Origin of the sequence: Rickettsia sp. MEAM1 (Bemisia tabaci) (assembly GCF_002285905.1) — a bacterium.
GTDB lineage: Bacteria > Pseudomonadota > Alphaproteobacteria > Rickettsiales > Rickettsiaceae > Rickettsia.
Genome location: NZ_CP016305.1, coordinates 443,416 through 458,044 on the forward strand (window position 1 = coordinate 443,416; position 14,629 = coordinate 458,044).

A 14,629-nucleotide genomic window follows, 5' to 3' on the forward strand; every position below is an offset into this window, starting at 1 on the left:
TTATTTTTTTGGATTACCCCTCTCATTGCAGTCGCGTAGCTCAGACGATTTTTTAGGCTTACAACAACCAGTAACCATAATCCATTAAATCTACAATGTCTTAACTGCTTCATAGAATATAGGCAACCATTTTTCTGGATCATTCCCGTATTTTTCCCTAATTTGATCGAGTAGTATAACAGTTTCCACTCTACCCGATAAAACACTAATTATATTATTCATACCGTCTAAATTCACTTTAGCAACTACTGCGTCTACTCCTTGTTTTACCAAAAAGTAACGTGTTGTAGGATCGGTAGTTTTAATCAAAATATATTCTCTCTGACTTAACATAAAAGCACTACGATAAATATCGGTAGCTTTAAGGTTAGGTAGGAAAATTTGCGTAGCCGTCTGCTGAATTAACGTATCACTAATTCTACTTTTTGCTGCATCTTCTACGCTTTGAGTAGCAAATATAACAAAAGTATTTAGTTTTCTCAACACTTTTAACCAATCTTTGATTTTAGGAGCAAATACTGGATTATCGATTAAAGCCCAAGCCTCATCAAGTACTATCATAGTTTTTTGCCCATCCAAAGAAATATTTATACGATGGAAAATATACAACAATACCGGAGCAAGGCTTATTGGGTCTTTAAGTAATTCAGTCATATCAAAGCCAAACACTCTAGCTTTTTGCAAATCAATATCATCTACTTCATTATCAAATACTTTAGCATGAGAACCATTTCCAACCCACATCGCAATTCTACTTGCTAGACTATCTGGTGTATCGATTCCAAGAAACGCTACTACATTACTAAGCCGTCTATCTTTTTTTTCTAGTCTAAAATTACCACTCACTGCTTGCGATAATATTTTATTATCTTGTGCTGTTATACTCTCACCATTAGAAGTTACAAGCATCCTTAACCACTCTAGAATAAATGTTCTATTTTCACTAGTATCTTCAAGCTGCAATGGGTTAAAGTTACATTTTAAACCTGGATCTATAACTGTATAAACGCCGTTTAAAGCTCTGATAAATATTTCAGCACCACGATCTTTATCAAAAAAGAACATACGTGGTTTGAATTTTTGTGCTTCAGCACATAAGAAATTCATAAGAACAGTTTTACCGGCACCAGTCGGACCTATGATTAAAGTATGCCCAACATCTCTTACATGGAAATTAAAATAGAACGGAGTACCTGAAGTTGTATCTAGCACTGTGACATATTCGCCCCAATGGTTATCTCTCACCTTTCCAATAGGGTAGTTATGTTGAGAGGCAAAACTAGCCATATTAAGGGTATTTATGGTGGATGTACGAACTATATACTCCATATTTCCTGGTAACTGTCCCCAATAGCTAGGTTCCATGTTAATTTTTTCTCTAACAGGCTGAATTCCTGAATTAGAAAGCTCAACAGATGCCATTGATAATATATCTTCTAAAGCTTTAATACTATTTGCAGAACATAAAAGTGATAGATGATGTTCTCCAAAGCCAATATCACCACTAGTTGCCATATCAAGTGCTGTTGATATTTCAGCAATTTGTGAAGTAGCTTTATCACCTGCCTGTATCATTCTATTTTGCTGTAATTGCATTTTACCAATTGCTACAGTTCTGTTAGCAAATATAAAACTCTGAGTCATTACGAACTCAAAAGGCATTTGCAAAAATCCATCAAAAATCCCTGCCGAAGTATTAGGTCCATATTCAAGAATACTTATTATTCCAGCATATTTAGTTCCAATCGAACTTCTTGCCTCAATAGTACGTGAATCAAAAAACAAGCGATGTGTTGGTAAATATTCATCTATAGTACTACGTGGCAATGCTACTGGACCTGGCGAGTCACCACAATTAACTAAAGATGAAAGGAATTCTAGCATTTCACAATAATTACCTGTAGGAGTTTTACGAACTCCAAGAATCCTAGCTCCATAACTTCTAAATGTATTAACTATTCTGTTTGACATTTCTTGGAGATTTTCTTTCATCTCTTTCATGTTATTTTCCCAAACATTTTTATTAGATTTTTGTCTAAGCTTCTTTAAAAAATACTCAACTATAGCTGCACCATCAGTATCAGGTTTGTATAAAATACTGACATATAATTCATTAAAAAACGATCTAGCACCTGCGTGTTTTTTACGCCATTCTGCTCCAAGATACGTAATAAAATCGTTTGGTACTTTTACAGTAGGATCATAAGTAAATTCAGTATCGTCAAATATTACTGCTTTACGTCTTCTGATAGTATGGAAATATACAACAATATTTCCTGAAGCCATGTTTTTAAGTAAAGCATTCCTTATATTCTTTTTAATATCTAAATCTTCATCATCGGCTGTTTCAAAAGAAAAGCCATTTATTTTAATAACTTGTAGAAGCGAATTATCTTTAGTTAAAATGGTATTACTATCCCAATGACATTTATAAGGGATAAAATGCGAAGTAGGTCTATCTTGTTTAGCTCTTAATTCATTAGCTGCTCTAGTTCTAAATAACTTCATTGTGTAACTCAACTTAACTATTTTGATTTTTGGTTCTTATAATGTCATTCCCGCTTAAGGCTTTGCCCGCCTGGATCGATTTTTCCCCTGTCATCCCGTGATTTATTCACGGGATCCAGTTAAAAATACTAATAAAATTAGTATTTTTTATTATTTTCTGGATACCGTGGACAAGCCACGGTATGACTACCTTAGGGTGCTTTTCGATCCAGGCGGGCAAAGCCTTAAGCGGGAATGACATATAATCCACACAATAGGCTAATCCCTAATAGGAATGATATCAAATTCAAATTCCGTATGAATTTGCCCCATAATAAAATTTATTAGGACATTGGCTAGTCCTTGACATTTTATTCATATACAACTCTATAAATCGTGGCTCTTTAAAGCATATAATATAGGCTATTAAATGTAGACCTGCTGCGATGAATAAAATCATAATGCCGTTATTCCAAATAAATACTATCATAGTCATGATCATATTTAATGCTGCAAATTTAATACTCACACCAAATATCATGGGTGGTCTAGTTAGCCCTACGAATAAAAGATCGGTTGCTAATGTTCCTGCCATATACTTTTCCTCTTTTATATTTTTTATTCAATAATAAACATAAACTTAAAAATTATTAATATAAATTTATATTTTTATTTGCAAACATAGTTAATAATATTGAGTTTGGTATCTTACTATTAACAAAATGCACATTATTACCTATACTTTCAATCACCTTAATTGCTATTTTGATTAATTCTTCTTCTAAATAATGATTACTATCATTTAGCATTGATTTTAACAAATTAGCATTTTGTATTTTCATATTATACTGAAATCCTCTAAATATCTGGGACATTTCATATGGAAATATTAGATGCTCTGCTCCTAAAGTAACAGCAATTGTCGCAGTAGTTAAATTAACATTTAGTAAATGGGTCTTTTCTTGGTCATCATTAGCAAAAGGAGTTATTACAGGTATAATATTACTATCTTCAAAATTTAATAGAATTTCTGGGTTAACTATAATAGGCTCGCTTACAAAGCCAATATCTATAACGTCACGATTTGCAACTCTTCTATGTGATAATTTTGATTTTCTTGCTTGTAGTAAATTCGCATCTTTTCCTGAAATACCAACCGCATAACAACCTTTATTGCTAAGTTTTGTCACAATAAGTTTTTGACATAACTCGATAGAATTTCCATAATAATAGGATTATCTATGGAACTATTTTCCCTTACTTTATTAAATTTTTTACTGAAACTTTTATCTAATTGTGATATTAAAGATAGATTACCTAAATCTATATGGTCATGTAATATATAGATTTTAGCACCGCACATCTCAAGCAGTTTGATAGATTCTATAAAAGAAGCAAACAACTTCTCATTAATAATAATATTGATTGGTAACTTTAGAACTATCGCTTGATTTCTAAGCTCGTTACTACATGTGATTATATCCCTAATTATAGTAATGTCGCCTAATTCAGAAATATTATCTATTTCTTTACTTTTCAAGTTTGATGCATTTTGCCAAACTAGTTTTAAGTTCTCTTGCACCTTCTTTACTCCTACTACTTACATAAATAAGATTACATGAGTAGTTTAAAGTTGCAAGAAAATTCTGTGCTTCTAGGTTAAGGTTTTTACGATCCGTAACTTTATCGGATTTTGTAAAAATAATTTGGAAATCTCGCTTATTTGCAAGTAATAACTCCGCTACTTTTTTATCGTTCTCTTTAATTCCCCTTCTTGAATCTATCAATAAGTTAACTAATTTTAGATTATCACTCTTACGTAAGTAATGATTAATTAATATTTCCCACTGATCTTTAACTTGATTTGGAACTTCTGCAAAACCATAACCTGGTAGGTCAACTATTATAAGTTTATCTACAAGATTAAAGAAATTAATCTGCCTAGTACGCCCTGGGGTATTAGAAACTTTAGCAAGTTTTTTGTTATTACATATAGTATTTATTAAACTTGATTTGCCGACATTTGATTTACCAACAAAAGCAATTTGCGGTAATGCAAAATTAGGAAGTTGCTTTATATCCATAGCACCAGCTACAAATTTAGCTTGATGACGAAAAAGCTTATTATCACCTACTAATTTTTTATTAATTACTTTTTCATCAGTCATAATTTTGTAATCTGTATATTATACGTCCTGTGTCATCCTGTAGCAAAATTACCCTCGTGGATCAGTTTTTCCGTCATTGCGAAGTAATTGACAAAGCAAGGAAGTATAAAAAATACTAACTTATAGCATTTTTTATTATTTTTTCTAGATTGCCACGCTCATTTCATTCGCGTAGCTTAGACGACTCTCGATCCAGGCGGGCAAAGCCAAACCGTTCTACACAACAATTTTACCACAAGGCAACAATAAAAAAATTGAAATAAAAATATGGTAGCGGGGGCTGGATTTGAACCAACGACCTTCAGGTTATGAGCCTGACGAGCTACCGAGCTGCTCCACCCCGCAATAAAGAAATTTGATGACTTTGTTTATTAATATTATAAACAAAGATTGATAACATAAATGATTAGAGTAAACTAATCTCTAGCGTCATAAACTACGCAAATGAAATAAGCGTGGCAACCTCATAAAGCAGAATTCCTGAGATTGCCTTCGCCCTCTGCAATGCATTTCCTTGCAATGACGATCTTAACTAGCTTCCTTTTTTTGACTACCGAAAGAAAGACCAGAAAATCTTTTATTAAAATCACTAACGCTTTTGTTAGACTGATTTACTACATTTCCAATATCTTTATTCCATGCTGGGTGTTTTCTGAAATCAACATCCATTAAAATCTCACCCGCAGGATGAGTTGACATTGTTTCAAAAACATCACTTCCAACTTTAATTAAAAACTTTTTATAGTCTGGATGTATCCCATTTTTCATAATGATTTTGCTACCTTAGTCTGAATTATTTTTTTCTTAATAGCTTTAGCTGTAGTGGATAAAGCATCATTATTAGCTTTTAACATATATGCATCAAAACCGCCAGCTTTTTCAACTGAACTTATACATCTAGCACTAACTGATAATCTATATTCTGCGGTTGTTATATCACTTATAAACTTAACCGATCTTAAATTAGGCTCAAAACGCCTTCTAGTTTTACGCTGTGAATGCGATACATTATTACCATATAAAACACCCACTCCAGTGAGTCCACATTTACGAGACATAAGCTTAACCTATCAAACTTTAACTTATATAATTAATAGATAAAAAATATAAAGTAATACTTGTATACTGTCAAGAAGTAATTACTAATATTACTTACTTAAATTCAAATAGATAAAGAGAATAAAGCCTTATCTCTTTATCTATTTTGTTTTACAAATTAACTTTTAACTTCACTAACCCTTGATGGCTTTTATATTTTTTATGGGTGTAATGATTATACTCAAATATTACATTTATATTCTTCTTCGTCAAAAGAATATTACCTCCAATATTATAACCAAATTTAGGCTGTTTTGATATAATAATCTTCTCTTCTATTATTTGATTATTTAAAATTGCCTTAGCATTAACTTTTGTATCTTTATTATAAAAATGATTTTCTATACTCCCATACAAGCTCGGCACCAGCGTTATATCATTTAAAACCTTTATCGATTTAAATTCTATCTTACCGCCTAAACTAGTTGTTAATAGTCGATTTGACTTCTTTTGAATCATTAATTTTTGTACAAAATTATTTCCTTTATAACCACTACTTCTTGAATAATCGTATTTTAATCCAATATTTGGTATTAAGTATAAATTATAATTTGTACGATATTTATAATTTAATAATGCTTCAAAATTAAAGTTATTATTTTGATATTTACCAATAATATTATTAGCAGTTGTAGCTTTATTTTTAATATAATTATGACCAACAGATGCTATAGCTTGCAATGAAAAATTTTTCGGTAATTCTTTTAAACCATAAACACTAAGTAAATGCCCATTAAGTGCGGTCTTAGCAAACTTCTTATTATATTTAAAATGCGACTCAATTCTTGAATAAGCTATACCTATTACGTCAGAGCTATTACTAAGCTCTGTGTCCATACCGATAGTTACACCGCTAGTGCGTCCTTGATATTTCGGTATGCTTCTCCATGCTTTTTGATTGCTTACTCCATATAAACCACTGATCCATACTCCTCTGTTTATTGCGTCCTCTTCATCACCGCCAGTAATCACAGCAGTAGGCAACAACAATCTACCATGAATACCCATATGAATAGGTTTATTAGTAATAGAAGCTACTTGATTATGCAAAGTAACTTCTTCAGATATTTGCTTTTTTACAATTAAAGATTCCAGGTCTTGAGATTTTGAATCTAATAAACTTAACTCTATTATTATATTCTCATAATCTTCTGGTGAACATTTCTCTAAAAATGCTAGAGTATCAGGATCATTAAATATAGTTGGAAACAAATCGGGATGTGCTCTTATTATACTAACAAAATCTGGGACCTCTTTTAAAATTTTAAGTATATCTATCAAATTTTGATCAAAAGATATTGATGCATTTTCACCATTATTATTTAAAGCAAATAATCCAGTAATTTTTTTACTTTTTAATTCATCTAATTGTCTTTTTGCATCTTCAAGCTCATTAATTATATCTAGGTTATTAGTAATATTTTCTAAAAATTTAATTCGAGCTAATAATTTTTTTACTTTTTCATTTTCAGATAAATTATTTGTATCTTTCATTACTTTAGAAAGTGGTATATTTGCTGGTGTTAAATCCCAATTATTTTCAGCCCTTATTAAATTAAATTCTGTATTATCTATATATTCTTCAGAACCATCTTCCTTTACTATTTTTAGTCTTTTTCCATTTATTTTATTGTTATCTTCCATTAAAAACCTTGCAATTACAGCTCGTTTTTTTGCGTCATTTGTCACTAGTTTTTCATACTCTTCATACCTTATTTTACTGCTACTACCAGGTTTAGAAACTTGATAACTGTCCCAAGTACTTTCTCCAATTTTTTTAAGTATTTCTTCACATTTTTTAAGGTATTCTTCTTCACTTAAGATCGATCTATCTAGTTTATCTACCTCACTTTTGTATAATCCTGTCTTTTCTTCATAGGTACGTTTATAACCTAAAGCGTTAGTTATTACCTCTTTTTCATTTTTTGTAAAATATTTTTCATAACTATTATCATTTATGTTGCTGTTATAATAGTCGACATATTTTACATTAGCACCATAAGCTGATTCTATTAGCGACTCAACTTTTGATTTTATTAGATCATAAACTATTTTTTGTTCTATGTGCTTAAGTTCTGTTTTATTAAACTTCCTATAAGAATTTCCTTTAGAATCTTTTTCAAAACCTTTAGTAATATCAATAATTTCAGAGGTGAGATCTTTTTCTAAAATCTCTGTTGGCGTACTATACGAAATTATATACTTATAATTTGGATTAAAATTAGAAATATAAGATGTAGAATCTACTATATTATTATTTAAGTTTGTATTATCAATTATAATGTTACCTTTATCATCTTTCTCATATATTCCATTATTAGCCGCAATTTGGTTTGCCAAATTAAATTTTTCTGTAGAAGAAATTTTATTATTACATACAATATCGTGAAGAAACCTCTTACGTAATTCGTCATCAGTGTCTTGAGGAAAAGCAATCTTAATTAGCTTATCCATGTTCTGTATTGCATTCAATTGTAAAAAGTTTTCTAAATCAGAATTATCTTTTTTATTTTTTATATTTTTCCTATTCTTTTTAAGTTGATCAAGAGGATTAAATGTTGCACCTAATTCAGCATTAATATCTTTTGCTGCTGATTTAGGATCAACAGGCGGTGTTTTTGGTGGCGGTGGTGGCGGTGGTGGCGGTGGCGGTGGTGGCGGTGGCGGTGGTGGCGGTGGTGGCGGTGGCGGTGGCGGTGGTGGCTGCGATGCAGCTTCTGCTTTATTATTTAAAGTAAGCAATAATATTCCTGAATTAATTGCCAATAAATTTATTGATATGGCAACAACGAAAGAGTATTTTAACAATGTAGATTTTAGCTTATATCTCAAACTCATTAGATTTATCTCATTAATATTAACTTAAACGAATGGCAATATATAATTTTCGTTAATTAGAGTCAATAAAAATTATTAATTTTCTATTAACTATTGGATTTTTTAATGTCCCCCTTCGGGGATCAAAAATCCCTCGCCTTTAGGCGAAGGGAAGATATAATGAAATTGCTTTAGCAATGAATTTATATCAAGAAATATGAGAAGTTATAGAAAGAATAGTCATAGTCAGTATGATTTAAAAGTGCATCTTATATGGATACCAAAATATAGGAAGAGAATATTGATAGGCAAAGTATCGGAAAGGACTAGAGATTTACTGAGGCAGATTTGTATGGAACATGAAGTACATATAATTTCAGGGAAAATATCATGTGATCACGTACATATGTTTATCTCATATAAGCCGCAAATATCTCTTAGCAAGTTAGTACAGTATTTAAAAGGCATTAGCTCAAGAATTTTATTGCAAGAATTTACTCATTTACGAAAACAATTTTGGGGGGCACCGTCAAGTTAAGGGAGGTATAAATTAAGTATTGAGCAATTACAGGGAATGATTTATAGAATAGCAGTAACAATTTATCCTAGATTTTACCGCTATGCATATTACTCAAGCCCCGAATAGACATCGTTTTCCAGCAAGCATTATTAGCCATACAGTATGGTTATATCATCGCTTTAATAATAGTTACCGAGATGTTCAAGAGCAGATGGCTTATCGAGGTATTATATTAAGTCATGAGACTGTAAGGTTTTGGTGTTATAAGTTTGTAGTTTATTTTCAAGATGTTATTAGTAAGAGAGAGCGAAAGCCAACTGATAAATGGCATTTGGATGAGATGAATATCAAGATCAAAGGTGAAGTATTCATATTATGGAGAGCTGTTGACTCTGAGGGACATGAATTAGAAGTATTACTGCAGAAGCGTCGTAACAAGAAATCAGCTATTCGCTTTTTATCAAGATTATTGGGTAATTATCCATGTCCAAGGGTTATTGTGACTGATAAGCTAAAAAGCTACATTAAACCAGTTAGGTATATGTGTCCTAGGACTAAGCATCGTACCGATAAAAGACTAAATAATCGGATTGAGAATGCCCATCAGCCAACTAGGAGAAAAGAGAAGATACTGATTAAATTTAAGCATCCTAATTCAGCACAATGTACATTATCACTGATGGGAAAAGTCAGAAATATATTTGCTGTAAATGTTGGAAGATATACTAAAACAGCATCTGAGCAAAGAATTGCATTTGCGTCCGCTAAATCCATTTGGGATGAAGCTACTCAAAGACTTCTTGCTGTCTGAAATCTAAAAATATAGTACTTTGTGACACTAATTTACTTAACTTGACGGTGCCATTCCACTTTATAACCCCTCAGCTTATAGCTGAGGGTTGTTTAGTTTAATTTTAGTTCTTCGCAGCTAGCAATTATAAAATTTTTTTGAAATAATAACAACCTATACTTTAAAATTTTTTTAAGTATAAATCTTAAGTAGAAATACTTATGGGACCTAAGTATCTCTTACAAGAGTAAGCCATTCTGCTTCATCAATAATTTTAATTCCCAGTTCTTTGGCTTTTTTAAGCTTACTACCTGCATCCTCGCCGGCTATTACTAAATCGGTATTAGAAGAAACGCTAGCTGCAACTTTCGCTCCAAGTTTCTCGGCAGTTGCTTTTGCTTCAGCTCGTGACAAAGTTGGCATGCTGCCAGTAAATACTACTATTTTACCTGTTAAGCTACTTTGCTCTCTAGTCTCTTTATAATCTTCAATATTTAATACTTCACTTAAATTTTTGATAAGCTCAATATTTTCCTTAACATCAAAAAAATCAATGATATCTACTAACATTTTGTCGCCGATACCGTCAAGATTGTTTAATTTTTGATAAATTTCAGGATCGTTTTCCTTTAGTAATTCCATTTGAGCTATAAAATTTTCATAGCTACCAAATTCTCTAGCGAGTAACTTAGCGTTCTGCTCGCCTATATGCCTGATACCTAAGGTATATATAAACCTAGGCAGGCTAACATTTTTTGATTTTTCAATATTGTTAAAAAGATTTTCTACAGATTTTTTACCCCACCCGTCCATATTTTCAAGTTTGGTTAAGCTAGCTTCGTTTTTTTCTTTTAAAAAGAATATATCATAAGGGTTACTAATTAAGCCTTTATCGATTAAAAACTCAACTTGCTTACGCCCAAGTCCTTCAATATCCATAGCGTTTTTTGATACGAAATGACGTATACGCTCATAATTCTGAGCGGGGCAGTTAAGACCGTTATCACATCTTATTATAATATCTTCAGGAACATAATGTAATTTAGAATTACAAGAAGGACAGAATAAAGGAGGATCAAATGTTGTGACATCAGCAGAACGTTTAGCAAGATCAACTCCAGTAATTTGTGGGATTACATCACCTGCACGTTGCAAAAATACATAATCGCCAACCCGTACGTCTTTTCGTGCTATCTCTTGATAGTTATGTAATGTTGCTCTGCTAACTATGACCCCGCCAATTTCTATAGGCTCAAGCTCTGCTACTGGTGTTAATGTACCGGTTCTACCTACTTGTACTGTAATAGAAAGCAGTTTGGTTTGCCCTATTATAGCGGGGAATTTGTGGGCAGTAGCGAACCTTGGTGACCTAGCAATAAAGCCCATCCTATCTTGTAAGGCGAAGTCATTTAGCTTATATACTACCCCATCAATTTCATAAGGTAAATTTCCCCTGTTAGTTTTTAAATATTCGTAAAAGCTAAATATCTCTTCTTCGGAGTTTGCAAGTTTACCTATTTCATTAACGTTAAAACCAAGCTCTTTAAATTTTGCAAGTAGTTGATCTTGAGAGTTTGCTAGCTCCTCTTTTGCAGAACCTATAGCATAAACAAAATATTTCAGTGGTCTTTTTGCAGTAACGGAAGGATCAAGCTGACGAAGCGAGCCGGCAGCCGCATTACGAGGATTAGCAAATTTATCTTTGCCTTGCTGTTCTTGCTCTTGGTTTAAACTTGTAAAGTCATTTTTTTCAATATAAATTTCCCCCCGTACTTCTAAAAGCTCTGGAGCATTATTAATTTTGTGAGGAAAATCTTTTATTGTTTTGATATTTGCCGTTATATCCTCACCTATATAGCCATCGCCTCTTGTTGCACCTGTTGTAAGAATGCCGTTTTTGTAGGTAGCAGCAAATGATAAACCATCTATTTTAGGCTCGCAAAAGATAGGAGAGAATTGATCAAGGCGTAAAAAGCTTTTAATACGATCTAAAAAATCTTTTACATCTTCTTCATCAAATACATTACTAAGCGATAGCATCGGTACTTGATGCGTGACTTTAGCAAACTTATTTTCGACTTTAGCACCTACTTTTTTGCTAGGGCTGTTTTCTAAGGTAAGATGAGGAAATTTTTGTTCTAATTTTAGATTGATGTTAAATAGCTGATCATACTCAGCATCTGAAACTAATGGCTTGTCCTCAATATAATATGCATGGTTATATTCTGCTATTTTATCGGCTAGCTCTATTAATAATTTCTTTGCTTCTTCTTTAGATATTAAATCGATGTTTTGATATTTTTTATTCATTGATTAGCTTATACTTCAAACGATCTTATAGGTATGATTCGAAAAGCCTCCTCGGTGCTTGTACTTAGGTTATTGCATGGCTTGAAAAACGCCCTCGATGTCATCCTCGCGTATGCGGGGATCCAGCATAAAGCGAGATAACCTACGCTTTTAATTTTAAAAACTTGTCGTATTTATGTTTTTTTTACTGGATTCCCGCCTCCGCGGGAATGACATAGGAACCATGCAACAACGCCGATCCTATAGATCAATTATATCCCCTGTTATTTTAACTTTACCTTTCATCATGCCAATTATGGAATTTTTAGCTTCCTCTAAAGGTTCTAATTTTGCAATAGGTATATTTTTTTTGTAATAATTACGGATTGATGCTTCAATTATTTCTAAGCAATGTGATTGAAAATCGTCAATAGCCACTTTATTAGACATATATATAATCTATTACATTAAACTTATATTATATCATATAAATATGTAAAAGGATAAAAGATTATTTGAAATTTTTTTCTTCTTTTTTTCTAAGTAATCCAATCAAGAAACCGCTAACAGTAATGAATACTCCGAGCCAGATAAAGCTCATCATCGGTTTATAGTATATTTTAGCATGAATTATATCGCCGTCTATATTGCTTAAGACAGCATAAAGATCATATAGTAAATAAGAGTATATATCGCTTTCTTGTGACAAGCCTTTCTCAACTATATAAAGCCTATTTTCTGGTTTTAATATGGTTATGTTATGGTTGTTATCCTCGAGCCAAAATTCAGCGATTTGCCTATAGTAATTTTTGCCTTGAGCGAACTTAACATTTTGCAAAGTTACTTTAAACTCATTAAATTTTCTACTTGTGCCAACGTTGCCGGTAAAGTCCATTTCACTTTGCAATAATGCATTCATAGTAATACTAAAAGCGATCAGTGCAAAGCCGAAATGCCCAAGGATCATGCTAGCAGTACTTGCTTTTAAAGATTGTCTAAAATAATTGGTTTTGACTATAAAATATAAAATGTTATGTAGCATTAAGAAGATAGAGGCGATCGTAGTTAAAACAGATATGACCCTAAAGTTTACTTTCAGTGATATTAAATATGTTATTACTAAGGATAACATTAGGATAAAAATATGTTTTTTAATTGAGCTTTTAGTAGTAAATAGTCCGATAGTGAAAAGAATAGGTATAACGAAAATAAGAAAATTATTAATAAAGAATCTCACATCGATAATAACAGGTTTATCGTCAAATATAGAATAAGCTAAAGGATAAAGCGTGGCGGATATTAATACGATAAGGCTTAAGGTGAAAAGAATGTTGCCGAGTAGTATGCCTTTTTCTTTTATGTCATTCCCGCGTAGGCGGGAATCCAGTAAATAATTTATAAAAGAAAAACTGGATTCCCGCCTACGCGGGAATGACATAGTACGGATATACAACCCCAAAGCACTAATACCCATAATCAAAAATATTGCTAGTAAATATATACCTCGCTCAGGTGAGAATGCAAAAGAGTGGATTGAGGTAATAAAACCAGATCGAACTAAAAAAGTACTGAATATTACTAATAAAAAAGTAACAATTGACAAAATCGACGTCCAGTTTTGCATATTTCCGGTTCTTGTCGTGACTATTATAGAATGATGTAGAATTATGCTGGATAACCACGGAAATAGCGAAATATTTTCAACAGGATCGAAGAACCAAAATCCTCCCCAACCGAGTTCTCTATATGCCCACCACGAACCAAGAGCTATACCGATTGTGGTAAATAAAATACCGATATTGGAGAATGTTTTGAGGAGTCTTATGTCATTCCCGCGAAAGCGGGAATCCAGCTTTTTAAGTGTCATCCCGTGGCCCCGCCACGGGATCTTGTACCATAAATTGCGTTCTGAGATACCGCGGTCAAGCCGCGGTATGACATCAGGAGTGAGCAACCTCACACAAACAATAGTAAATGGTACTACGTAGCTGACATAGCCTAAATAAAGTAGAGGAGGGTGGATGCTTAGAGCGATATCCTGTAGCATCGGATTTAGCCCCAGTCCTTCTTTAGGAATAAAGGAAAATGTATTAAACGGATTAGAAGTGAAATAAATAAAGCTGCTGAAAAGTAATTGGATGATTGATAAAATAATAATAGGTAATTTTTTATCTTCTTGGTTTTTAATTAGGTAGATATAACAGCAACTAACAATTTGTAATAAAGTAAACCATAATAATATTGAACCCTCATGGCTCGACCAACTGCCGGCTATTTTATATATTAATGGCTTTAATGTGCTGGAGTTTAAGAAAACATTTTGCAAAGAAAAGTCAGAAACAATAAAAGCATAAACTAGTGTACAGAAAGCGAGCAGGGTGCATAGGATAGCGGTGTAGAAAGTGAGTATGTCATTCCAGCGAAAGCGGGAATCTAATTTTTTAATTGTCATCCTGCGGC

11 protein-coding genes, 1 tRNA gene and 1 pseudogene are annotated in these 14,629 nt (G+C 32.4%); 2 read left to right on the forward strand and 11 right to left on the reverse strand.

The window, feature by feature from the left end; all coding sequences use genetic code 11:
• Positions 1 to 90: 90 nt before the first annotated feature.
• The 8 genes and pseudogenes from BA173_RS02325 to BA173_RS08965 form a co-directional block, all read right to left on the reverse strand.
• Positions 91 to 2,508 carry a VirB4 family type IV secretion/conjugal transfer ATPase gene (locus BA173_RS02325; protein ID WP_016948317.1) on the reverse strand — a complete coding sequence of 806 codons (2,418 nt, stop codon included), beginning with the start codon at positions 2,506 to 2,508 and terminating at the stop codon, positions 91 to 93.
• Between the two features lie 286 nt (positions 2,509 to 2,794).
• A complete protein-coding gene (locus BA173_RS02330; protein ID WP_011477926.1) occupies positions 2,795 to 3,082 on the reverse strand; it encodes a type IV secretion system protein VirB3 in 288 nt (95 codons plus the stop codon).
• Positions 3,083 to 3,137: 55 nt separating this feature from the next.
• Positions 3,138 to 4,069 (reverse strand): annotated as a pseudogene (locus BA173_RS02335) (acetylglutamate kinase).
• On the reverse strand, positions 4,017 to 4,655 hold the full coding sequence (yihA, locus tag BA173_RS02340; RefSeq protein ID WP_016948318.1) for a ribosome biogenesis GTP-binding protein YihA/YsxC: 639 nt from the start codon (positions 4,653 to 4,655) through the stop codon (positions 4,017 to 4,019). The pseudogene BA173_RS02335 and the gene yihA overlap by 53 nt, the downstream one beginning before the upstream one ends.
• Positions 4,656 to 4,923: 268 nt before the next feature.
• Positions 4,924 to 5,000 (reverse strand) — tRNA-Met (locus tag BA173_RS02345).
• Between the two features lie 183 nt (positions 5,001 to 5,183).
• Positions 5,184 to 5,423, reverse strand: a complete 240-nt coding sequence (rpmE, locus tag BA173_RS02350; protein ID WP_016948660.1) for a 50S ribosomal protein L31 — start codon at positions 5,421 to 5,423, stop codon at positions 5,184 to 5,186.
• Entirely contained in the window at positions 5,420 to 5,713 is a 294-nt protein-coding gene (gene rpmB, locus BA173_RS02355) for a 50S ribosomal protein L28 (protein ID WP_016948661.1), read from the reverse strand. Before rpmB ends, rpmE begins: the two co-directional genes overlap by 4 nt.
• A 151-nt stretch (positions 5,714 to 5,864) precedes the next feature.
• On the reverse strand, positions 5,865 to 8,591 hold the full coding sequence (locus BA173_RS08965) for an autotransporter outer membrane beta-barrel domain-containing protein (protein WP_095568269.1): 2,727 nt from the start codon (positions 8,589 to 8,591) through the stop codon (positions 5,865 to 5,867).
• Positions 8,592 to 8,787: 196 nt separating this feature from the next.
• Between BA173_RS08965 and tnpA the strand changes: the two genes are divergently transcribed.
• Complete coding sequence (tnpA, locus tag BA173_RS02365) at positions 8,788 to 9,108, forward strand: IS200/IS605 family transposase (RefSeq protein WP_232505960.1); 321 nt, start codon at positions 8,788 to 8,790, stop codon at positions 9,106 to 9,108.
• Positions 9,109 to 9,190: 82 nt separating this feature from the next.
• Positions 9,191 to 9,901 carry an IS6 family transposase gene (locus BA173_RS02370; RefSeq protein ID WP_095568243.1) on the forward strand — a complete coding sequence of 237 codons (711 nt, stop codon included), beginning with the start codon at positions 9,191 to 9,193 and terminating at the stop codon, positions 9,899 to 9,901.
• A 207-nt stretch (positions 9,902 to 10,108) separates the two neighbouring features.
• Here BA173_RS02370 and ligA read toward each other — a convergent pair whose 3' ends face one another.
• The 3 genes from ligA to BA173_RS02385 form a co-directional block, all read right to left on the reverse strand.
• Positions 10,109 to 12,190 carry an NAD-dependent DNA ligase LigA gene (gene ligA, locus BA173_RS02375; protein ID WP_068041655.1) on the reverse strand — a complete coding sequence of 694 codons (2,082 nt, stop codon included), beginning with the start codon at positions 12,188 to 12,190 and terminating at the stop codon, positions 10,109 to 10,111.
• Positions 12,191 to 12,430: 240 nt separating this feature from the next.
• A complete protein-coding gene (locus BA173_RS02380; protein WP_198387189.1) occupies positions 12,431 to 12,607 on the reverse strand; it encodes a hypothetical protein in 177 nt (58 codons plus the stop codon).
• A gap of 73 nt (positions 12,608 to 12,680) precedes the next feature.
• The gene (locus BA173_RS02385) at positions 12,681 to 14,621 is read right to left on the reverse strand and encodes a heme lyase CcmF/NrfE family subunit (RefSeq protein ID WP_410528020.1); all 1,941 of its coding nucleotides are present in this window, start codon (positions 14,619 to 14,621) and stop codon (positions 12,681 to 12,683) included.
• Positions 14,622 to 14,629 lie beyond the last annotated feature (8 nt).

Excerpts from the sequence above, each read along its gene's own strand:
- rpmB (WP_016948661.1), bottom strand. The coding sequence starts at position 5,713 with ATGTCTCGTAAATGTGGACTCACTGGAGTGGGTGTTTTATATGGTAAT.
- ligA (WP_068041655.1), bottom strand. The coding sequence starts at position 12,190 with ATGAATAAAAAATATCAAAACATCGATTTAATATCTAAAGAAGAAGCA.
- tnpA (WP_232505960.1), top strand. The coding sequence starts at position 8,788 with ATGAGAAGTTATAGAAAGAATAGTCATAGTCAGTATGATTTAAAAGTG.
- BA173_RS02325 (WP_016948317.1), bottom strand. The coding sequence starts at position 2,508 with ATGAAGTTATTTAGAACTAGAGCAGCTAATGAATTAAGAGCTAAACAA.
- yihA (WP_016948318.1), bottom strand. The coding sequence starts at position 4,655 with ATGACTGATGAAAAAGTAATTAATAAAAAATTAGTAGGTGATAATAAG.
- BA173_RS02385 (WP_410528020.1), bottom strand. The coding sequence starts at position 14,621 with ATGACAATTAAAAAATTAGATTCCCGCTTTCGCTGGAATGACATACTC.
- rpmE (WP_016948660.1), bottom strand. The coding sequence starts at position 5,423 with ATGAAAAATGGGATACATCCAGACTATAAAAAGTTTTTAATTAAAGTT.
- BA173_RS02370 (WP_095568243.1), top strand. The coding sequence starts at position 9,191 with ATGCATATTACTCAAGCCCCGAATAGACATCGTTTTCCAGCAAGCATT.
- BA173_RS02330 (WP_011477926.1), bottom strand. The coding sequence starts at position 3,082 with ATGGCAGGAACATTAGCAACCGATCTTTTATTCGTAGGGCTAACTAGA.
- BA173_RS08965 (WP_095568269.1), bottom strand. The coding sequence starts at position 8,591 with ATGAGTTTGAGATATAAGCTAAAATCTACATTGTTAAAATACTCTTTC.